Genomic DNA, 20,774 nt, shown 5'->3' with positions numbered 1-20,774 from the left:
TTCCGCCGCACGCTATCCGCCGATTGTCCTTGGCTCAACTGCATCGGAAAGATCGTTCACATCACATTCGCCATGAACGTCGCAACTGCGTCGCGGTTCGCCGCAGGCATGGTCAGGCCCAGCTTGGATCGGCGCCAGAGGATATCGTCCGGAAAGCGCGCCCATTCACAAGCCATCAGGTAGCGGATCTCGGCACCCGTCAACTCGGGGCCGAAGGCCGGACCAAGTTCGTCGCGGCTCCTGGCCTCGCCGAGCACTGCCGACAACCGCGAGCCATAGGCTCCGACCAGACGTTGCGCCTCCGGCTCCGACAGAAAGCGCCAGCGGTCGCGCGCAAGATCGACTTCAGTGTCGAACCGGTCCCAGGCAAAATCTCCGCCAGGCAGCGCGGCGCCGGCGGTCCAGGGCGGCGACATCGGATAGAACGGCGTCAGCTTCGTCACCGCCCACTCCGCGCGAAGCCGCGAGGTGGTGACGTCGCCGCCGAACATCGTCAGCAGCGGCGCCTTGCGTCGCCGTGCATGGAACAGCATCGTGCCGTCGCGGCCGCGCGTGGACGCCAGCGTCAGGTTGACGCCGGAGACCGTCCGGACCACATCGGTCGGGGCAACGCGCTCGCGAAAATAGCGGCTGGCGGCGTCGCAGAGATAGCCGACGTCGGCCCCCGGCATCGCGACAATGGCGGGATCGCCGGTGAAGGCGTGCGTGACAGTGCCGATCAGCGTGAAGTCGCGCTCGAAGGGCCGGGCAAAGATCAGCCGTCCATCGTTGTTCTGAAAGACGTAGACATTCTCGGACTCGAACAGCCTGGGCACGATGATCTGGCTCATCTGCGTGGCCGCCATGGCGGGCTGCGGCTGCCGCAGCACGGTATCGGCGACCATCGGCGACCAGCCACCGGTGGCGTTGGCCAGCGCCCGCGACGTGATCGTGCGGCGATGGCCACGATCGACCACCGCAAGCCGCCAGGTATCGGTTCTGTCGGCACGGACACAACGCGCGCCAGTCCGGATCGCAGCGCCACGCTCGGCCGCATCCAGCGCCGTCAGCACCACCAGGCGAGAATCGTCGACGACGCAGTCCGAATATTCGAACGCCGTGCCGAACGGGCGCTTCAGCGCGTTGCCCACCGCATGGTGCGTGATGTCCAGCGTTGCCGATGGCGGCAGGCCGCCCCGGTTCGTGAGACCGTCATAGACATAAAGGCCGGCGCGCAGCAGCCACGGCGGCCGCTCGTCGGAATGCGCGGGGATCACGAAGCGCATCGGCCGGACCAGATGCGGCGCGATCCGGAGCCAGATCCGGCGCTCGGCCAGGGCCCGGCGCACCCGCCGGAACCCGCGCCGCTCCAGCACCGACAGATCGCCATGGATCAGCCGCGATGTCGCCGACGATGCCGCGCCGCCGAGATCGCCCTGCTCGAACAGGATCACCCGCAGGCCGCGGCCTGCCGCATCGCGCGCGAGACTGACACCGTTCAGGCCGCCGCCGATGATCGCGAGGTCGTAATCCGCCATGAAGCCGTCGAGAAGGAGCAAAGCGCTCCATCATCACTAGAGCCATTTCCGCGCCGATGAAATCGGAACGGGGCCCTGGATTCTGGTTCTGACGCATTTTCTTGACGAGAACCGGCGGCCACGTCGCTCGAAGACGCTTCAGCCGGTCTTGAGCGCAAGCTCCATGATCTCAGCGCGGCCGACGAGCCCGGCATACTTTCCGATCGGCAGCGGCTTGCCGAGCAGATAGCCCTGCACGCCGTCGCAGCCTTCCTTGGCCAGGAACACAAGTTGCTCGATGGTCTCGACGCCCTCGGCGACGATCGACATTTCAAGGCCGTGGCCAAGATCGATCACCGCGCGAACGATCGCAGCCGATTGCGGGTTGCGGCCGAGATTGATGATGAAGGCCCGGTCGATCTTGATCTTGTCGAACGGGAACGCCTGGAGGTAGCTCAGCGAGGAATATCCGCTGCCGAAATCGTCCATGGAGATGCGCACGCCGAGCGCCTTGAGGCGGCGCAGCAGCGCAAGGCCCCGGTCGAAATCCTCAATCAGCACGCCCTCGGTGATCTCCAGTTCGAGCCGGCCGGGCGCAAGCCCGGTCTCGATCAGGATCGAATGGACCAGCCCGACCACGTCGCCGTGCATGAACTGCGCCGGCGACAGGTTGACCGCGACCTGGAGCGGCTTCGGCCAGGACGCTGCCTCGCGGCAGGCCTCGCGCAGGATCCATTCGCCCATCTCGACGATCAGGCCGCTCTCCTCGGCGATCGGTATGAATTCGGCCGGCGAGACCTGGCCGCGCACCGGGTGCTGCCAGCGCGCCAGCGCCTCGAAGCCGATGATCTCGCTCTCGGGGACGCTGTGGCCCGCGACACCCTGCGGCTGAAACGCCAGCGAGAGTTCGCCGTTCTTGATCGCCACCGAGAGGTCCTGGTGCAGCACGCGGCGATCGCGGATCTGCTGGTCCATCTCCGGCTGGTAGAGGCTGATCGTGCCCCGCGACTTCTGCTTGGCGCGGAACAGCGCCGCACCGGCATTGGCGAGCAAAGACGCGCCGTCGGTGCCGTTATGCGGGAAGATCGACATGCCGGTGGTCACGCCGGCGCGCACCGGGCGGCCGTCGATATGGAAATCCCGGGAGACGGCTTCGCCGACATGCTGCGCCAGCGCGAGGCCGGCCTCAGGCTGCTTGCCGTCGATGATGAGCCCGAACTCGTCGCCGGACAGGCGCGCGACAAGGCCGCCCCGCGCCACGTCCTGCAGCCGCTGCGCGACCTCGATCAGGAGCTTGTCGCCGAGCGCGTGGCCGAAGACGTCGTTGACCTCCTTGAGGCCGTCGAGGTCGATCGAGAGGACCGCGAACTCCTCGCCGGTGCCTTCGCAGGCCTCGATCATCTGGTTCAGCGCCTGCAGGAAGGCGGCGCGGTTCGGCAGGTCGGTGAGGCCGTCGTGATACGCCATGTGCGCCATGCGCGACTCGGTCTGGCGGCGGTCGGTGACGTCCTCGTGAGTCTTGATCAGATATTGCGGCTCGCCGGCTTCGTTGACCACGGTGGCGCGGCGCGTCAGGAACAGGCGCAAGCCCGCCTTGGTCGAGATCGGGTGCTCCTCGGAGATCATCCCGCGTTTCCTGATCGCGGCTTCGTCGCGCGCGATGATCAGCTTGGCTTCCTTGGGATTGAAGATGTCCGAAGCGGTCAGGCCGGTCGCTTCCTCGCGCCGGCGGTTGAGGATCGTCTCGGCGCTGCGATTGGCAAGCAGATAGCGGCCGTCCTTGACCTGTTCGACGATCAACGCCACCGGGATGTTGTCGACCACCAGCTCGAGGAACTTCTTGGTGCTCTCCAGCTCCTTCGACAGCGAGCGGCGGTCGGTGATGTCCTCGAACACGAGCATCAGGAATTCGGGCTTGTTGCTCTCGTTGCGGACCACGATCCGGATCGAGGCGACCAGACGCCGCTCGCCGCCACGATCGACCTCGAATTCGTTGCGGAACTGGCCGTCCGGTGAATTGAGCGCCGCCCGGTCGGTTGCCTCGATGCTGGCCGCCGAGACGGACTCGAACAGTTCGCGCGCATTCTTGCCGACGACGTGATCGCGCGAGAACCCCCAGAACCGCTCATAGGCGCTGTTGGCGAAGATGTAGCGGCCGTCCTCGATGTTCTTTGCAGCCACGCAGGCCGGCACGTTGTCCAGCACCGTCTCGAGGAACTGCTTGGTCGAGGCGAGCTGTCGGGACAGTTTGCGCTGCTCGCTGACATCCAGATGGGTCGCCACCGAGCCGCCGTTCGGCAGCACGAAATATTTCACCAGGATGGCCCGCCCGTCCGGCAGCTCGGTGATCAGACCGTTGGGGCTGGCCGCCTTCTCGTAGAACTCGTCATCGGAGGCGGCAAGCACGCCTCGCTTGCGTCGCAGCTCCAGAAGCTCATAGCCGTTCATGTCGGCCCAGAGGTCCGACCGCTTCAGTCCATAGATCTCGAGATAACGGTCGTTGCAGAAGATGATGCGGCGCTGCGCATCCGTCATCACCACGCCCTGGTTGAGATTGTTCATGGCGGAGGAGACGAAGGCGTTGCGCCGGAGCTGCAAGCGCCGGGTCCGGCGCAGCGAGGAATGGATCCACAGCGCGATCGCGGCGAGGAAGGCACAGACGACGATTCCCGCGATCAGGACTTCCCAGACCACGTTGGGATCGAGCTCGCCAAGATAGCTCGGCGCGGCGAAGCTGTCCGACAGCGCAACGGCGCGCGCGGGCGCAACCGTGCCGGCGAGGCACACAACGGCCTGCACAGCAATCGGAAGCGTGCTGCCCTCATGCCAGTTCTTCTCAGCCATCAGCCACCCGCGATTTCAACGTTGGATTGTCTGGCTTCACGGGTTTGGATCGGGTAAACGCCTGTACGCGCAACGGAAAAATGTGACGTGAAATACGGCAATTGCCCTGACATGATAAATTCTTCCTTAACGGAAAATGGCCCCGCGCCATTCTCTCCAGGCCGGATGCCACCGGCGTTTCCAGCACACGTCCTGCACAGCCATGGATAGGGTCGATTGCGTCGTCATCGGAGCCGGCGTGGTCGGGCTCGCGGTGGCTCGAAAGCTTGCGCAGGCTGGGCGCGAGGTCATCGTGCTCGAGGAGGCCGAGGCGATCGGCACCATCACCTCTTCGCGCAACAGCGAGGTGATCCACGCCGGCATCTACTACCGCGCCGGGAGCTGGATGGCGCGCATGTGCGTCGACGGCAAGCACGCGCTCTACCGCTATTGCGCCGAGCGCGGCATCCCGCACAGGAATTGCGGCAAGCTGATCGTTGCGACCAGCCCGAAGGAGACCGAGAAGCTGCAATCGATCAAGGCGCATGCCGAGGCCAATGGCGTGCTCGACATGCAGCTGCTGACGGGCGAGGCGGCACGCGCGCTCGAGCCGGCGCTGGCCTGCGACGCCGCGCTGCTGTCGCCATCGACGGGGATCATCGACAGCCACGCCTACATGCTCTCGCTGCGCGGCGAGGCCGAGGAAGCCGGCGCGGCGTTCGCGTTTTACACGCCGCTGGTCCGCGCCAGGGCTGCGAACGGCCTGATCGAGATCGACGCCGGCGGCGAGGCGCCGATGACGCTGCAATGCAGCCTCCTCGTCAACGCTGCGGGACTCTCGGCGACCCACGTGGCGCGCAATATCGACGGCATGCCGCTGGACCGCATTCCACGCGCCTATCTCGCCAAAGGAAATTACTTCAGCTGCAACGCCAAGGCGCCGTTCTCGCGCCTGATCTATCCGGTGCCCGAACCAGGCGGGCTCGGCGTGCATCTGACGCTGGACATGGCTGGGCAGGCGCGCTTCGGCCCTGACGTCGAGTGGATCGAAACGATCGATTACGAAGTCGACCCGTCACGCGCCGAGCGGTTCTACCCGGCGATCCGCAAATACTGGCCGACGCTGCCTGACGGCGCGTTGATGCCGAGCTATTCGGGTATCCGGCCGAAGATCGTACCGCCCGCGGTCGCGACGCAGGATTTCCTGATGCAGGGCCCGCGCGATCACGGCGTCGCCGGCCTGATCAACCTGTTCGGCATCGAATCGCCGGGATTGACGTCGTCGCTCGCGATCGCAGATCACGTCGCCGAGCTCGCGGAAATCTGAAGCGTTTTCGAGCGAGGCGGCTCGCGGCAAGACTACGCGTTCCGCCAAAATTAAGCACCGCGCAGACGTCTCTGCACGGTGCGCACCTTAAGGCAGGGATGAGCGCAAAAGCTCCCACCCCTGTGAGACAAGGTATGATCAACTCAACACTGTTACGGGGGTTGCTAGTGGAGCGTGTCGCCGTGCCTCAAACGCTCGATCTGGTCCTTGACCATCAACTTCCGGCGCTTCAACTCAACAATTTGCAGGTCGTCCGTTGAAAGGTGCACGAGAGCATCGTGCAATTCGTTTTCGAGAAGTTTGTGCTTCCGCTCCAATTCAACGAGATGTGCCTGAATTGTCATTCGAAACCTCCTCGGTAGGGTTGAACCTCAGGATTCGATCCGGACAACGAAGTCTACATCACCGATTCGTCCTGTCGATGGGTATCCGTCGTCGCAGCTTCATTTTTGAAAATTCATATGTAACGAAGCGTGAGTAAAGGAACCGCACGGGAAATATCCATGATATCAATGCGCTTGCGCAGCACCGCAGCGATCAGCGGAAATATCTCGCTGGAGATCGGCGTACGATGGTCGCAGATCGCTTGCGGTCACGCCGCGCAAGGACGATAATTTCCACAGGGCATCCACAGCCTTCATCCCACGCCTATCGGTTTTCGGCCACCGCAGACATGACCAATGAAGACGAGCGTGAGCTCGAAGCCGAGCTCACCCGGTTGCAGCAGGAACACCGAGACCTCGATGCGGCGATCGATGCACTGCATCAATCGCCCGCCCCCGACCTGTTGCGGCTGCAGCGGTTGAAGAAGCGCAAGCTGTTGTTGCGAGACCGCATCGCGTTCATCGAAGACCAGATCACCCCCGACATCATCGCCTGATCGGCAGACGTGTGCGTGACCGCTCCACGGTAAAAGGAATCCGCTTGACTCGAAAAGAACAAAATAAGAACATTTGAGAGCCAACGCGCCCCTGGAACGCACGAGGAAACGCAGATGTCGCCAGCCGCCCCTCCCGACAATAGCCACTACGAACAGGCCTGCGATCAGGCGATCGCGATGTGTGACGGCAATCTGCGCAGCACCATCAAGGCGCTGATCATGGCCAACGAATATCTCGAGGCCGAGCTGGAGGAATTGCAGGCGGCGATTTCCGCCGGCTGCATTCCAGACACTTCGCGCAGCAAGATGCGGAGCAAGAGCAGCGCTGGCTGAACCGTCAGCCCATCGGAGCCGACCATGCCCGACGTCACCTACTACGTTGCATTGCCCTTCCTGACCGACGAGGACGGCTCGCCGGTGGCAGGCGCGGCCGAGGAATGTCAGACATCGGCTGCCGCCCTGCGACGTGCGGAAATGCTGGCGCGCGGCGCCGGCCATATCGGCGCCGTCGCCTTCAGCCGCAGTGGCGATCCCCTGACCGGCGAGTTTGGCGACGCAAAATTGCTGCGGAAGTTCGGTGCCGTACCGCCGGATCTCAGCGCGCTTTAGCTGCCGACCAGCCTGATCCGCGGCTCGTGCCGCCGCTGCGCCTTGCGGACATACATGGCGGCATCCGCCTCCTCGAGGGCGCGGCCGGGATCGGACTGCGCCCCCAGCAGCGCAACACCGGCGGAGGCGCCCGCGGTCACGTGCTGGCCGCGAAAGACAAAGGACAATTCGTCGACCGCCTGTTCGAAGGCAACCGCCTTCGCCTTGGCGTCGGTCCCGCTGAGATTCCAGAGCAGCAGCGCGAACTCGTCGCCCCCGAGCCGCCCGACCACGTCGGAGGCACGGACCTGCCGCGTCAGCGTGGTGGCAATCGCCTTGAGCACCTCGTCGCCTGCACCATGTCCAAACGAATCGTTGATCGGCTTCAACCGATCGACGTCGAGCACGATCAGCGCCCCAGTGGCGCGATAGCGCTTCATGTAGGCGATGGCGCGCGCCAGCTCGCGCTCGAAGCCGCGCCGGTTCGGAATGTCCAGAAGGAAATCGGTGTCGGCCGCAGCTTCGAGTTCCGCAACCCGTCGTTGCGCCTGCTTGAGCTTGGTCCGCAAGTCCCGGATCGTTGCCTTGACGCTATTCTTGGCACCATCCTCGTCCGACGCGCTGCGCCGCGCCGGCTTCGCCGGACGCTTGGTCAGCCGGTGGGGGGCAGCTCTGGATCGGCCGGCGCTGGTCTTCCGGCCCTTTTTGGCCTTCGCAGGGGCCGCCCTTTTTGGTTTCTTCATGGGCGTCCTGCTCAATGAAGGCTTGCGGGGATTCACCAAGACAGGATAGTGGATTCCCTTCTCCTTGCCACCGCCTTGCGAGCCGCCGGCCGGAACCGTCAATCTGGCCTATCTTTCTGTTTTTCAGGCACAATTAACGTCATGACCGCGCCGATCGCCATCATCATGGGAAGCCAGTCGGACTGGGACACGATGCGGCATGCCGCCGACACGCTGGCAGAGCTCGGCATTGCGGCCGAAACCCGCATCGTTTCGGCCCATCGCACCCCCGACCGCCTCTTTGCTTTCGCCAAGGGGGCCAAGGCTGCCGGGTTCAAGGTCATCATCGCCGGCGCCGGAGGCGCTGCACACCTGCCCGGCATGGCGGCGGCGCTGACCGAGCTTCCAGTGTTCGGCGTTCCCGTCGAATCCAAGACGCTCAAGGGCCTCGACTCGCTCTATTCGATCGTCCAGATGCCCGCCGGCATCCCGGTCGGTACCCTCGCCATCGGCAAGGCCGGCGCGATCAACGCCGCGCTACTGGCGGCGTCCGTCCTGGCGTTGTCGGACCCGGCCCTGGCCGATCGCCTCGCCGCCTGGCGCAAGGCGCAAACCGAGGCGGTCTCCGAGCGTCCGGAGGACAAGGCGTGACCGACACCAGGCAGGTGAAGCTGAAGCCCGGTGACACCATCGGCATCCTCGGCGGCGGACAATTGGGCCGAATGCTGGCCATGGCTGCGGCGCGGCTCGGCCTGCGCTGCCAGGTGTTCTCGCCCGATCCGGACTCGCCGGCCTTCGACGTCGTATTGAACGCGACCTGCGCCGAATATGCCGATGTCGAAGCGCTCGAACTGTTCGCCAACGACGTCGACGTCATCACCTACGAATTCGAGAACGTGCCATCGGCCGCCGCGATGGTGCTGGACGCGCGTCGACCCGTGCTGCCCAACCGCAAGATCCTCGAGACCACCCAGGACCGGCTCGCCGAGAAAGATTTCGTGACGCGGCTCGGCATCGGCACCGCGGCCTATGCCGACGTCACCTCGGTGTCCTCGCTGCGCGATGCGATCGCCAAGATCGGCCTTCCGGCCGTGCTCAAGACCCGCCGCTTCGGTTATGACGGCAAGGGCCAGGCCATCATCCGCGAGGGCGACGACATCGCCAAGGTGTGGACCAGCCTTGCCACCAAATCCGCGATCCTGGAAGCCTTCGTGCCCTACGAGCGTGAGATCTCCGTGATCGCCGCACGCTCTGCCACCGGCGAGGTCGAGTGTTTCGACGTCACCGAGAACGAGCATCGCGACCACATTCTGAAGATATCCCGGGCGCCCGCCCGGATCCCCGACGCGCTCGCCGCGGAAGCCCGTAGCATCGCCGGCAAGATCGCAAGCGCACTCGACTATGTCGGTGTGCTCGCTGTCGAGATGTTCGTGCTCGCCAACGGCACCGGCCCGAAGGTGCTGGTCAACGAGATCGCGCCGCGCGTGCATAATTCGGGGCACTGGACGCTGGACGGCGCGTCGGTATCGCAGTTCGAGCAGCACATTCGCGCCATCGCCGGCTGGCCGCTCGGCAAGCCCGTTCGCCACGGCGAAGTCGTCACCATGACCAATCTGATCGGCGATGAGATCAACGATTACGAGAAGTGGCTGAGCGTGCCGGGCGCGACCGTGCACATCTACGGCAAGGGTGCGCCGCGCCCCGGCCGGAAGATGGGCCACGTCACCGAAGTGCGTCCCACCACGGGCAAGTAACGGGACCGCAGCAATCGCTGCGATCCCGCTTTGCGACTACGCCGTCTTCGCGCCTGCGACGATTCCAGCGGGCTCCTCGCTGAGCCAGCGATAGACCACCCCGCCCAGCGCGCCACCGATCAGCGGTGCGACCCAGAACAGCCAGAGCTGAGCCGTCGCCCAGCCACCGACGAACAGCGCAGGGCCCGTGCTGCGGGCCGGGTTCACCGAGGTGTTGGTGACGGGGATGCTGACGAGATGGATCATCACCAGCGCAAGCCCGATCGCGAGCGGCGCGAAGCCTGCGGGCGCGCGTCCATGGGTTGCGCCCATGATGATGAACAGAAACATCATGGTCATCACAACCTCGGTGAGGAAGCACACGATCATGCTGTACTGGCCGGGCGAATGCGTATCATAGCCGTTGGAGGCGAAGCCCTTGCCGACGTCGAATCCGGGAGCCCCGCTCGCGATGACGTAGAGGAGCCAGGCGGCTATGATCGCGCCGGCCACCTGCGCAATCACATAGGGCAGGATCTGCCCGGTGGGGAAACGGCCGCCGGCAGCAAGCCCGACCGTGACGGCCGGGTTCAGATGGCAGCCCGAGATATGGCCGATCGCGTAGACCATGGTGACCACGCTCAGTCCGAATGCGAGGGAAACGCCGACCAGGCCGATTCCGACCTCAGGGAAGCCCGCAGCAATCACTGCGCTTCCGCAGCCGGCGAATGTGAGCCAGAAAGTGCCGATGGCCTCGGCGGCATATTTCTTGATATCCATGGGTCGTCCCCTGCTTCTCGAGATTCCGGAACAAAGCTCCGGAAACGGCCCCATCGCCGGCGTCGAATCGCCCAAATCAGGGCCGCGCAGAGGTATTTTCGCCTCATTTAATGGCTGAACTTGGCCCGAAAGCCCGCTTGGCCGGTGGACATTGCGGGATTTGTCTGATACATCCGCGCCCTCAAGGTTAAGGGCTTGCGCGTTTTCGCCATCCCCTTTGACTTACCAGAATTCAAATCCGATCCACTGAAGAGGATGCCGCGTGCAGGTTCTCGTTCGCGATAACAATGTCGACCAAGCCCTCAAGGCGCTGAAGAAGAAGATGCAGCGCGAGGGAATTTTCCGCGAGATGAAGCTCCGCGGTCATTACGAGAAGCCCTCCGAGAAGAAGGCCCGCGAAAAGGCCGAAGCCGTGCGCCGCGCGCGCAAGCTGGCCCGCAAGAAGCTGCAGCGTGAAGGCCTGCTGCCGATGAAGCCCAAGCCGGTGTTCGGCGCAGGTCCCGGCGGTGATCGCGGCGGCCGTAGCGGCCCGGGTGCAGGTCCGCGCGGACCGCGCTGATTTACCGACCCTAGCAAGACTTTCAGTTTTGGATGACGCGGGCCTCTGGCCCGCGTTATTGTTTGCGCGCAGTGCCTTTCCGGGCCGTACCACGGATGCGTCACGCAAGCGCGATGAGATTTGGATTGAACGTCGTCGCGCTTTAATTTGTTGTTCGAGCATGATCTCTACGCAAACGCGTTCGACGTTTGTCGCGAGGAAACCGCTGCATGCTTTTCGCCAACGCGGCCCTTCGGGTCCGGATCAAGCTCTAGCGCGAGCGAACCGTAGATGGCCTTCCCCTACCCTCAGCGCGGCTTGGCGCGGCTACGCCAGATCTGGCAGCCACTCGCGCTGGCTTTGATGGGGATCACGCTCTGCGGCTGTTCTTTCGATCTGGGATCGCTGACGCCGGAGAAGGACAAGCCGCAGGAGGCTCCCAAGGCGGCGGCGCCCGCCGAGAGCGCGGTGAGCGCGGGCAACGTCGCCGAAGCCCAGGCCCACACCGCAAAAGCCCAATCCCTCGCCAAGTCAGGCGAGACCGCTGCCGCGCTCGACGAGTTCAATCGCGCGGTCGGGCTCGATCCCTACAATGCGCAGGCGCTGTATGGTCGTGCCCTGATCTACCAGGGCAACAATCAGCACGATTTCGCGATTGCAGATTTCAGCGCGGCGAGCGGGCTCAATCCCCAGAAGGTCGAGCCGCTGCTCGGCCGCGCCGCCAGCCACCTCGCGCTCGGCAAGGTCAAGGAGGCCACGGCCGATCTGGATGAGGCTTCCGAGGCCGATCCGCAGAACGCACAGGTCTGGACCACGCGCGGACAGGCCTATGAGCGGCTGGGCGACAAGGCCAAGGCGGCGGCGTCCTACACCAGGGCTGTCTCGCTTCGCCCACGCGACGACGCCGCGCGCAACGGCCTCGCCCGCGTCGGCGGCTGACGTTTTGGCGGCGCTGGCGCCGTCTTAATCGGGGGTGGCGCCCTTGGGCAGGACCGAGTGGAACATCGACTTCATGCCCGACAGCATCTCGTCGGCGACATTGGTCTTCTTCGGCCGCGGAATGAAGCCACCGGCGTCGGCGCGCAGATCGAGCGGGGGCGCGATCACCGGCACGGGAATGTCAGCCGGCGGCGTCATCCGATTCGGATCATCGTTGCCGACCGAGGCTGTGTAAGGCGGATTGGCCGGCGAGGCACCATCCTTGCCATAGGCGTCCGGTGAAGGCGTCGATACCGTGATTGGCGGCGGCAGCGGACGGACCGTAGCCGGCTCCACGCTGATCACCCGCGGGGCTTCCGGCGTGCGGGCAGCTTCTCGCACGGCAGGCTCGGTCGGCCTCTCGGCTGACTTGGTCTCGACAGGCTTGGTCTCAACCGGCCTGGTTTCGGCGGACTTGCTCTCCCCCGACTTGCCTTCTGAAGACTTGGCTTCAGAAGGTTTGCCCTCAGGAGACTTGCGCAGCCGCTCGACCGCGGCACGCACGAGGTCGTTGGCGTCAGGGCCGGAAGCCGCAGCAGCCGGCGCCGAATTGGCCTCTACCACGGGCGCGGGGGTGCCTGCGGCCGGGGTTGACTTGGCCGCAGCCTTCTCGCGCGCCGACGGCTTGCCACGCGGAGCCTCGGCCGGGGCCACGTCAGCGGATTTGTGCTCGGCGGACGGCTGATCGGCAGCCTTTTCAGCCGCCGGCTTGTCCGTCACGCTCTTCTCAAGGATGCCCTTGGCCTTGACGCCGGGCGCAGGGAGATTGGCCACATCGGCAGGCTTGCCGTTCTTGCCGGCCTCGGCAGGGGCCACGACAGCCGCAGGGGCATCAGCCGCCGGCTTGGCGTTGATGTAGTGGTTGACGATGTACGCCCCGATGATCGTCGCGAGCACCGAGGGGAAAATATCCATCGAGATTTTAGCGAGGTATTTCAGCATTCCGGCCACTCCCCGCGCGATCTGATGCGGGAACTTTGGGGCATTGTAAGGGATCAACTGCGACGGATCGATGGCAAGTTGCAGGGCCGGACTTACGGCTTTAGCTCGATCTCAAGGAACACGATCTCGGTTGAGGTTTCGTTAAGTACGTCATGTTGGACGCCGGCCTTGCGGAAATAGGATTTCCCGGCTGCCAGCTGCGCCTTGGACCGCTCGCCGCCGGGCGCGACGATGGTCATTTCACCAGCGACCACGGGGACGATCACATAGTCCATGCCATGGGTGTGATGGCCGGTGGCGCCACCGGGCGGAAGGCGCCATTCCGTCACCCGGACCTCCTCGTTATCGACCTGAACCTCGGACTTGGCGGCAAGCATCTGGAACTTCTCCTCGGACGTCGCGCTTCAGGGCACGAAAACCATGAACACGTAGACGGCAAATACCACCATATGGACCAGCCCGAACAGGAGATTGGTCCTGCCTGTGCCGAATGTCATCATGCTCAGCAAGAAGGTCAGGAGGAGCAGGACGCTGCCCTGGGGGCTCAGTCCGAGTTTGAGCTCCTTGTCGAGCACCCAGGTCGCGACGCCGACGGCGGGTATGGTCAGGCCGATGGTCGCAAGCGAGGAGCCAAGGGCGAGATTGATGCTCTTCTGGAGATCGTTCCTGCGGGCCGCCGTAATCGCGGCGACGCCCTCGGGCAGCAGGATCAGAAGGGCAACCAGCAGACCCGCAAAAGCGGGGGGCGCTCCGATCTGAGCGCCGACCGCATCGACCACCAGCGAGAATTTCTTGGCCAGCAGCACCACCGCCAGCAGCGACACCAGCAACAGCACGACGCTGAGCGCGAGCATCCTGCCCGAGAGATGGGCGCTCGCATCCTCGCCCTCGCCTCGCTCATGAACGAAGTAGTCCTTGTGCGCAACGGTTTGGGTATAGAGGAACACTCCGTACAGCGCGAGCGTGACGACGTCGACGAAGCCGAGCTGGATGGCCGAATAGACCGGGCCCGGCGTCGTGGTCGTGTAGTTCGGCATGATCAAAGCTATCGTTGCCAGCGCGAAAAGAACGCTGAGATAGACATTGGCGCCGGAGACCTGAAATCCCTGCTCCCCGTATCGCAGGCCACCGATGAAGACACAGAGCCCGACCAACCCGTTGCAGACGATCATGACCACGGCAAACACGGTGTCACGCGCCAGCTCGGGGGCGGGCTTCTCGCCCAGCATGATCGTGGTGATCAACGCCACTTCGATGATTGTCACAGCGAGCGTCAGCACCAATGTTCCGTAGGGCTCGCCGACCCGCTCGGCGATCACTTCGGCATGATGAACCGCGGCAAACACCGTGCCGAACAGGATGACCAGGAGGACGATGGCGAAGACGAGCCCGCCGAGCGACAGCGTAAAGACGTAGCCGGTCGCGCTGGCGACTGCGAACAGCAGCACGGCCAGCGCCGGAAAGATCCAGGCCGACCTTGGCATCGAATTATGCGCGCTCATCTACCGGCTCCAATCGCTGAAAGCGAGCAGTAGCAAATCGGCGGCCAGATTCAATGCCAGCGCAGGATCGGCGCGACCGGGAGCAGCGTCAAAAGCATGAACAGCGGGATCAGCACCGCGCCGGCGCGCACGAGATAGCCGAAGAAGCTCGGCATCTCGATGCCGTTCTCGTTGGCGATGCTGCTGACCATGAAGTTCGGCGCGTTGCCGATATAGGTGAGCGCGCCCATGTAGACGGCGCCCATCGAGATTGAGGCGAGCGTGCCCGACAGCTCATGCATCAGCGTCTGCGGATCGCCGCCGGCAAGCTGGAAGAACAGGAGATAGGTCGGCGCATTGTCGAGGAACGCCGACATCAGGCCGGTGAACCAGAAATAGGCGACCTCGCGCGGCGCACCGTCCGGCGCCGTCACCGCCGACAACAGCCATGCGAAGGCGCCGTCATGCCCGGCATTGAGCATGGCGATGACCGGAATGATGGCGACGAAAATGCCCGCGAACAGCTTTGCGACCTCGCGGATCGGCTCCCAAGTGAAGCCGTTGGCGAGCCTGTGCTCGTCCGGCGTCAGCCACACCGACAGCGCCGCGATGGACAACAGCGCCAGATTGCGGGCGATGTCTTCGAGCTCCAGCTTCGTTCCGAGAATGTCGAAAGCAATAGCGGGCTTCCACATCGCCGAGGCCAGCAGGCTCGCGACGATGGCTGCGATCAGCACGAGGTTGACGAGGCCGCGGATGCGGACGGGGGCGGCAGGACCGGCGTCGCCGAATTCAGGCTCGCTGCGAAAGCGCCAGAGATCGACAACGATGAAGATCGCGAGCAGCAATCCGGCGACGATCGCGGTCTGTAACCAGATGTTCCGCGTGGTCCAGAAGAAGTCGACGCCGTGCAGGAAACCGACGAACAGCGGAGGATCGCCGAGCGGGCTCAGCGCGCCGCCGACATTGGCGACGAGAATGATGAAGAAGATGATGACATGGGCATTGTAGCGCCGCGGCCGGTTGGCGCGGATCAGCGGACGAATCAGGATCATTGCGGCCCCCGTGGTGCCGACGATGCTTGCCATCAAGGTGCCGAGCGCGAGGATGCCGGCATTGGTCACCGGCGTGGCCTTGATGTCGCCCGTGATCAGAATGCCACCGGCCACGACATAGAGCGCGAACAGCAGCACGATGAAGCCGAGATATTCGGCGAGCATCGCATGGACAAGCGCTGCCAGCGTCGCCGTGCTTCCGGCAAAAACGAGGAGCGAGGCCAGCGCCAGCAGCGACCAGGCGGCAGCGATCTTGCCGTAATGATGGTGCCAGACTTTCGCAAACAGCAACGGTCCGAGCGCGATCGAGAGCAACAGGCCGGCAAACGGAAGCGCATAGGGCCAGCGCATCGCCGCACCGTCGAGACCGGTTGCGGCCCATGCCTGCTGCGGTGACAAAGCGAGAATGGCGGCAAGGGATATTCCCCAGGGCCGAGTGACGAGTTGTCTAGGATCCAATGAAGCGCCTTGCTGTTTCGATCGCACCGAACGCATCGAGATTGTCGTGTCCACCACCCGCAAAGCGAACGAACTGCTTCGGTTCATGCGCGAGCGCGAACAGACGCTCTCCGAACACGATCGAAATGGCAAGGTCATTGGTGCCGTGCATCACCAAGAGCGGCACAGTGACGCGCGCGATCCGCTCGTCGGAAGGGAATCGATCGCGCATCAAGAGGCGCACCGGCATGAACCAGAACGACGAGGATGCAATGTCGGTCGTCGACGTATAGGGCGCCTCCAGGACGAGTTTCCCAACACGCTGTTCCGAGGCGAGCGCGACCGCCACGCCGGTCCCGAGCGAAAAGCCCCAGGCGACGATGCGTTCGGCCGTGTAGCGGGCCGTGCTGAAGGCATAGGCCGCGGCGGCATCGCGCAGCAGCCCCTCCTCGCTCGGCGCGCCGCTCGAGCCGGCATAGCCGCGGTAGGACAGCGCGACGAGGCCGGTGCCGTCGGCCGTCATGGCCTTGAAGCGGCCGACACTGCCCGCGAGAAAATCGCCATTGCCTGGGAAATACAGGATCACGGGCCGGCCGGACCTCGCCGGCACGTGCCAGACGATGATCTTCTCGCCATCCGAGGTGCTCAGGACATGCTCCTCCGCCTCGGGATAATTTGCCGCCTCAGGCGGGGTCCGCTGGGCGGTCGGTATCGGAAACAGCATCTCGCGCTGCCGGGCGTAGAGCACGACGAGTCCGGCGAGATAGACGGTCGCGAACAGGATGACGGCCCATTTGGCGATGGTGATCATTGTGCGGGCTTGCGACGGCTCCACAGCAATTTCATGACGTCGGGCCGGAGGCTCGCCGGTACGTCGCGGCCACCGCACGCCACCTTGTGGGTGGCATGCCATGCGACGCGTTGCTCGAGCGTCGCCCTGAGCGGCCTGCGATGAGACCGGTGCCATTCCCTGTCGATGGCCACGGTCGGTTTCCGTCGCGTGCTACATCGCCTTGACGATGTTCTCGGTGACCTTCTTGGCGTCGCCGAGCAGCATCATGGTGTTGTCGCGGTAGAACAGCGGATTGTCGATGCCGGCATAGCCGGAGGCTAGCGAGCGCTTGATGAACATCACGGTGCCGGCCTTCCAGACTTGCAGCACGGGCATGCCGTAGATCGGCGAAGTCTTGTCCTCTTCGGCGGCCGGATTGGTGACGTCGTTGGCGCCGATGACGAAGGCGATGTCGGCCTGCGCGAACTCCGAGTTGATGTCCTCGAGCTCGAACACCTCGTCGTAGGGAACGTTGGCCTCGGCCAGCAGCACATTCATGTGGCCGGGCATGCGGCCGGCGACCGGATGAATGGCATACTTCACCTCCACGCCTTCCTTCTTCAGGATGTCGCCCATCTCGCGCAGCGCGTGCTGCGCCTGCGCCACCGCCATGCCGTAGCCGGGCACGATGATGACCTTCTGGGCATTCTTCATGATGAAGGCTGCGTCGTCGGCCGAGCCGAGCTTGGCGGGCTTCTGCTCGCCGCCGCCACCGCCGGCCGCAGCGGTCTCGCCGCCGAAGCCGCCGAGGATGACCGAGATGAAGGACCGGTTCATCGCGTGGCACATGATGTAGGACAGGATCGCACCGGACGAGCCGACGAGCGCGCCGGTGATGATCAGCGCGGAATTGCCGAGCGTGAAGCCGATGCCGGCCGCGGCCCAGCCGGAATAGGAGTTCAGCATCGAGATCACGACCGGCATGTCGGCGCCGCCGATCGGGATGATCATGAGCACGCCGAGCGCCAGCGCCAGGATGACGATCAGCCAGAAGTCGAACGCGCCGCCGGTCAGGACCAGGCGGACGATGAAGAACACCAGCGCCACTGCGATCGCGATGTTGATGATGTGACGGGCGGGCAGGATGATCGGTGCGCCGCTCATGCGTGCGGACAGCTTCAGGAACGCGATCACCGAGCCGGTGAAGGTCAGCGCGCCGATGGCGACGCCGAGCGACATCTCGACCAGGCTCTGCGGATGGATGTTGCCGGGAGTGCCGATGTCGAAGGCCTCGGGCGCGTAGAACGCGCCGGCGGCGACCAGGACCGCGGCCATGCCGACCAGCGAGTGGAAGGCGGCGACCAGTTCAGGCATCGAGGTCATCGGCACGCGGCGCGCGATGACCGCACCGATCGAGCCACCAATCGCGATGCCGAGAATGACCAGCACCCAGGCGAGACCATCGGCCGGCGGATGGCTCGCCAGCGTCGTGGCGACCGCGATCGCCATGCCGATCATGCCGAAGAAATTACCCTGGCGCGACGTCGCCGGGCTGGACAACCCGCGCAGCGACAGGATGAACAGCACACCCGCCACAAGATAAAGAACTGCTGCCAGATTGGCGTTCATCTCAGGTCCCCTTTGTCTTCGTCACCCCGAGGTGCACGCCGGTCACTTTACCTTCTTCTTGTACATCGCCAGCATGCGCTGGGTGACAAGGAAGCCGCCGAAGATATTCACGCAGGCGAAGATCAGCGCGATGAAGCCGAAGCCACGCGCCCATCCCGAACCGCTCGAGATCATGCCGACGCCGACGGCGAGCAGCGCGCCGACCACGATCACCGAGGAGATCGCGTTGGTCACGCTCATCAGCGGCGTATGCAGTGCCGGGGTCACCGACCACACCACGAAATAACCGACGAAGACGGCGAGGACGAAGATCGACAGCCGGAAGACGAAGGGGTCGACGACCTGTGCAACATGCTCCATGGTGATGTCTCCTGACGCCCGATTAAGATGATTTGGGCTGGAAATTCGGGTGGATCACGGCACCGTCCCTGGTCAGGGCGGTGGCCTTGACGAGCTCATCGTCCCAGTTCACGGCGAGCTTCTTCTCCTTCTTGTCGACCATGGTCTCGATGAAGGAAAACAGGTTGCGCGCGTAGAGGCTCGAGGCCGATGCGGCGACGCGGCCGGCGACGTTGGTGTAGCCGACGATCTTGATGCCATCGAGGTCGACGACCTCGCCCGGCCTGGCGCCCTCGACATTGCCGCCGCGCTCGACGGCGAGATCGACCAGCACCGAGCCCGGCTTCATCGACCTGACCATCTCGCCGGAGACGAGCTTCGGCGCAGGCCGGCCCGGGATCAGCGCGGTGGTGATCACGATGTCCTGCTTCTTGATGTGCTCGGCGGTGAGCGCGGCCTGCTTGGCCTGGTATTCCTTGGACATTTCCTTGGCGTAGCCGCCGGCGGTCTGGGCGTTCTTGAACTCCTCGTTCTCGACGGCGAGGAATTTCGCGCCGAGCGATTCGACCTGCTCCTTGGTGGCGGGCCGCACGTCGGTCGCGGTGACGACGGCGCCGAGACGGCGCGCGGTCGCGATCGCCTGGAGACCGGCGACGCCGACGCCCATCACGAACACTTTTGCGGCAGGCACGGTGCCGGCCGCCGTCATCATCATCGGGAAGGCGCGGCCGAACGCCTCGGCGCCCTCGATCACCGCGCGGTAGCCGGCGAGATTCGCCTGCGAAGACAGCACATCCATCACCTGCGCGCGGGTGATGCGCGGCATCAGCTCCATCGCGAAAGCGGAAACGCCGGCATCGGCGATCGTCTTCAGCGCGGCCTCGTTGCCATAGGGATCCATGATCGCGATGACGAGTGCTCCGCGCTTGTATTGCGCGAGCTCGGAGGCTTCGGGGCGCTTCACCTTGATGATGATGTCGGCGTCCTTCAGCGCATCTGCGCTGACGGTGGCGCCGGCGGCCGTGAACTCGGAATCCGGAAGACCCGATTTGATGCCGGCGCCCGGCTCGACGGCGATCTCGGCGCCCAACGCCTTGAACTTCTTCACCGTATCAGGCGAAGCGGCGACGCGCGGCTCCGACGGATCGATTTCCTTGGCAACGGCGATCTTCATAGGCCCTCCGGCGACGCGGACAAAAACGCGCACGCGAACTTAGCGTTACTCCCGCAACGTTTCGATACCGGTTTTGGAACCGGCTTGTATGCAAATTCTATGAGCAGCCGCCGGCGCTGGCGGATGCAACCGTCGATGGATCAGGTCAGGAAGACCGCCATCAGGATCACGATGAGCGCAACCGAGACCGTGCCGTACTTCACCAGCTTGATGAAGCCCTCATAGGTCTGCTCGTGGGCAATGTAGTCGTTGCCGTCGGCGGTGGTGTACGCCACTTCGCTATGGTCAGCCATGGAATGTCCCCAGTCGAAAGTCGAATTCTTGGGCTGGGATACCTGAAACCTGCGAGCAGGGCAACGGCAGGCAAGCGCGGTTTTCCTGCAAATCGGCTCATTTGGAATCCGAATTGTCGCGGATCCAGCGCGTCAGACTCTCCTCGCTGACTTCGCCGGCGGCGAGCGACAGGATGATGACGGCGGCTTCCGCCTCGGGCACAACGTAGTCGACGCCATTGATGCCGAGAAACGTGTATAGCGCCAGCAGAGACGTGCGCTTGTTGCCGTCGACGAACGGACAATTGCGTGCGAGACCGACCGCATACGTCGCAGCCAACTCAGGGAGATCGTACGCCCATTTGGTTCTGGGCCGATCGAGCGCGGAGTCGAGCATGCCTTCGTCCCTCAGGCCGCTGGCACCACCGTGGATCGCAAGCTGTTCGTCGTGGATCGCAATGATGATTCGACGCGTCAGCCAGAACGGCTCGTTCACTTAGCAAGCTCAGCGAGAGCGTTGCGATAACGCTTCATGCCTCGCCGCGCGACTTCCATCGCTCTTTCGAAGTCGGGATCTCGGGGCGTCAGCAACACCCCACCGTCCGATTGCTCGACCGGAAACAGCTTATCGCCCTCTTTGAGGTTTAGACGAGCAGCAAGCTCCTTCGGCAGGATAACGCCGATGGAATTGCCGATCTTGCGCACCTGAAGCACAGTGGAATTGCTCGTCAGATCCTTGCGATCCGCATTCTCGTCCAAGGCTGCACCTCGTTATACACTTGTATAACACGTGGCAAATGACTGTTC

24 protein-coding genes are annotated in these 20,774 nt (G+C 64.2%); 8 read left to right on the top strand and 16 right to left on the bottom strand.

Annotated features, from left to right (window positions below; genetic code table 11):
• Nucleotides 1-56 precede the first annotated feature (56 nt).
• Nucleotides 57-1,517 (bottom strand): glycerol-3-phosphate dehydrogenase, encoded by a 1,461-nt coding sequence (locus JQ580_RS03205; protein ID WP_212279182.1) that lies wholly within the window; start codon nt 1,515-1,517, stop codon nt 57-59.
• Nucleotides 1,518-1,655: 138 nt separating this feature from the next.
• Nucleotides 1,656-4,340 (bottom strand): sensor domain-containing protein, encoded by a 2,685-nt coding sequence (locus JQ580_RS03200; protein ID WP_212278272.1) that lies wholly within the window; start codon nt 4,338-4,340, stop codon nt 1,656-1,658.
• A gap of 202 nt (nt 4,341-4,542) precedes the next feature.
• Here JQ580_RS03200 and JQ580_RS03195 point away from each other — a divergent pair, with 202 nt between their 5' ends.
• A complete protein-coding gene (locus tag JQ580_RS03195; protein WP_212278271.1) occupies nt 4,543-5,646 on the top strand; it encodes an NAD(P)/FAD-dependent oxidoreductase in 1,104 nt (367 codons plus the stop codon).
• A 164-nt stretch (nt 5,647-5,810) separates the two neighbouring features.
• On the opposite strand, the gene JQ580_RS03190 is transcribed toward JQ580_RS03195, so the two are convergent.
• Nucleotides 5,811-5,990: a YdcH family protein gene (locus tag JQ580_RS03190; protein WP_094893420.1), complete on the bottom strand. Its 180-nt coding sequence runs from the start codon at nt 5,988-5,990 to the stop codon at nt 5,811-5,813.
• Between the two features lie 329 nt (nt 5,991-6,319).
• Between JQ580_RS03190 and JQ580_RS03185 the strand changes: the two genes are divergently transcribed.
• The 3 genes from JQ580_RS03185 (at nt 6,320) to JQ580_RS03175 (ending at nt 7,135) form a co-directional block, all read left to right on the top strand.
• Nucleotides 6,320-6,526 carry a YdcH family protein gene (locus JQ580_RS03185; protein WP_008546179.1) on the top strand — a complete coding sequence of 69 codons (207 nt, stop codon included), beginning with the start codon at nt 6,320-6,322 and terminating at the stop codon, nt 6,524-6,526.
• Between the two features lie 114 nt (nt 6,527-6,640).
• Nucleotides 6,641-6,859, top strand: a complete 219-nt coding sequence (locus JQ580_RS03180; protein WP_212278270.1) for a hypothetical protein — start codon at nt 6,641-6,643, stop codon at nt 6,857-6,859.
• Nucleotides 6,860-6,883: 24 nt separating this feature from the next.
• The gene (locus tag JQ580_RS03175; RefSeq protein ID WP_106948185.1) at nt 6,884-7,135 is read left to right on the top strand and encodes a hypothetical protein; all 252 of its coding nucleotides are present in this window, start codon (nt 6,884-6,886) and stop codon (nt 7,133-7,135) included.
• Here the strand turns inward: JQ580_RS03175 and JQ580_RS03170 are convergent.
• Nucleotides 7,132-7,857: a GGDEF domain-containing protein gene (locus JQ580_RS03170; RefSeq protein WP_212278269.1), complete on the bottom strand. Its 726-nt coding sequence runs from the start codon at nt 7,855-7,857 to the stop codon at nt 7,132-7,134. The genes JQ580_RS03175 and JQ580_RS03170 overlap by 4 nt on opposite strands.
• 141 nt (nt 7,858-7,998) lie before the next feature.
• On the opposite strand from JQ580_RS03170, the gene purE reads away from it, so the two are divergent.
• On the top strand, nt 7,999-8,487 hold the full coding sequence (gene purE, locus JQ580_RS03165) for a 5-(carboxyamino)imidazole ribonucleotide mutase (protein ID WP_212278268.1): 489 nt from the start codon (nt 7,999-8,001) through the stop codon (nt 8,485-8,487).
• Nucleotides 8,484-9,590: a 5-(carboxyamino)imidazole ribonucleotide synthase gene (locus tag JQ580_RS03160; protein WP_212278267.1), complete on the top strand. Its 1,107-nt coding sequence runs from the start codon at nt 8,484-8,486 to the stop codon at nt 9,588-9,590. Before purE ends, JQ580_RS03160 begins: the two co-directional genes overlap by 4 nt.
• A gap of 36 nt (nt 9,591-9,626) precedes the next feature.
• On the opposite strand, the gene aqpZ is transcribed toward JQ580_RS03160, so the two are convergent.
• Nucleotides 9,627-10,349, bottom strand: a complete 723-nt coding sequence (gene aqpZ / locus JQ580_RS03155) for an aquaporin Z (protein WP_212278266.1) — start codon at nt 10,347-10,349, stop codon at nt 9,627-9,629.
• Between the two features lie 262 nt (nt 10,350-10,611).
• On the opposite strand from aqpZ, the gene rpsU reads away from it, so the two are divergent.
• Both rpsU and JQ580_RS03145 read left to right on the top strand, forming a co-directional pair.
• Nucleotides 10,612-10,908, top strand: coding sequence for a 30S ribosomal protein S21 (gene rpsU, locus JQ580_RS03150; protein WP_014492442.1), 297 nt, complete (start codon nt 10,612-10,614; stop codon nt 10,906-10,908).
• Between the two features lie 270 nt (nt 10,909-11,178).
• Entirely contained in the window at nt 11,179-11,826 is a 648-nt protein-coding gene (locus JQ580_RS03145; RefSeq protein ID WP_212278265.1) for a tetratricopeptide repeat protein, read from the top strand.
• 24 nt (nt 11,827-11,850) lie between these two features.
• Here JQ580_RS03145 and JQ580_RS03140 read toward each other — a convergent pair whose 3' ends face one another.
• From JQ580_RS03140 to JQ580_RS03090, 11 genes are all read right to left on the bottom strand, one after another.
• A complete protein-coding gene (locus JQ580_RS03140) occupies nt 11,851-12,807 on the bottom strand; it encodes a hypothetical protein (RefSeq protein WP_212278264.1) in 957 nt (318 codons plus the stop codon).
• A 92-nt stretch (nt 12,808-12,899) separates the two neighbouring features.
• Nucleotides 12,900-13,184, bottom strand: coding sequence for a cupin domain-containing protein (locus tag JQ580_RS03135; protein ID WP_091956448.1), 285 nt, complete (start codon nt 13,182-13,184; stop codon nt 12,900-12,902).
• 27 nt (nt 13,185-13,211) lie between these two features.
• Nucleotides 13,212-14,309, bottom strand: coding sequence for a calcium:cation antiporter (locus tag JQ580_RS03130; RefSeq protein ID WP_212278263.1), 1,098 nt, complete (start codon nt 14,307-14,309; stop codon nt 13,212-13,214).
• Between the two features lie 50 nt (nt 14,310-14,359).
• Nucleotides 14,360-15,838, bottom strand: a complete 1,479-nt coding sequence (locus JQ580_RS03125) for a sodium:proton antiporter (RefSeq protein ID WP_212278262.1) — start codon at nt 15,836-15,838, stop codon at nt 14,360-14,362.
• Nucleotides 15,792-16,589, bottom strand: a complete 798-nt coding sequence (locus JQ580_RS03120) for an alpha/beta hydrolase (RefSeq protein WP_212279181.1) — start codon at nt 16,587-16,589, stop codon at nt 15,792-15,794. The genes JQ580_RS03125 and JQ580_RS03120 overlap by 47 nt, the downstream gene beginning before the upstream one ends.
• 195 nt (nt 16,590-16,784) lie before the next feature.
• Nucleotides 16,785-18,182, bottom strand: a complete 1,398-nt coding sequence (locus tag JQ580_RS03115) for an NAD(P)(+) transhydrogenase (Re/Si-specific) subunit beta (RefSeq protein ID WP_212278261.1) — start codon at nt 18,180-18,182, stop codon at nt 16,785-16,787.
• A gap of 42 nt (nt 18,183-18,224) precedes the next feature.
• A complete protein-coding gene (locus tag JQ580_RS03110; RefSeq protein ID WP_018453812.1) occupies nt 18,225-18,542 on the bottom strand; it encodes a proton-translocating transhydrogenase family protein in 318 nt (105 codons plus the stop codon).
• 22 nt (nt 18,543-18,564) lie between these two features.
• On the bottom strand, nt 18,565-19,695 hold the full coding sequence (locus JQ580_RS03105) for a Re/Si-specific NAD(P)(+) transhydrogenase subunit alpha (protein WP_212278260.1): 1,131 nt from the start codon (nt 19,693-19,695) through the stop codon (nt 18,565-18,567).
• A 140-nt stretch (nt 19,696-19,835) separates the two neighbouring features.
• Nucleotides 19,836-19,988, bottom strand: a complete 153-nt coding sequence (locus tag JQ580_RS03100) for an aa3-type cytochrome c oxidase subunit IV (RefSeq protein WP_094976889.1) — start codon at nt 19,986-19,988, stop codon at nt 19,836-19,838.
• Between the two features lie 97 nt (nt 19,989-20,085).
• Nucleotides 20,086-20,463 carry a type II toxin-antitoxin system death-on-curing family toxin gene (locus tag JQ580_RS03095; RefSeq protein WP_212278259.1) on the bottom strand — a complete coding sequence of 126 codons (378 nt, stop codon included), beginning with the start codon at nt 20,461-20,463 and terminating at the stop codon, nt 20,086-20,088.
• Nucleotides 20,460-20,726 (bottom strand): AbrB/MazE/SpoVT family DNA-binding domain-containing protein, encoded by a 267-nt coding sequence (locus JQ580_RS03090; RefSeq protein WP_212278258.1) that lies wholly within the window; start codon nt 20,724-20,726, stop codon nt 20,460-20,462. Before JQ580_RS03090 ends, JQ580_RS03095 begins: the two co-directional genes overlap by 4 nt.
• Nucleotides 20,727-20,774 lie beyond the last annotated feature (48 nt).

It is taken from the genome of Bradyrhizobium sp. SZCCT0148 (genome assembly GCF_018129985.1).
Taxonomy (GTDB): domain Bacteria; phylum Pseudomonadota; class Alphaproteobacteria; order Rhizobiales; family Xanthobacteraceae; genus Bradyrhizobium; species Bradyrhizobium japonicum_H.
Note: the sequence above shows the minus strand (reverse complement) of the source record. Positions and strands in the feature narration are given on the sequence as shown.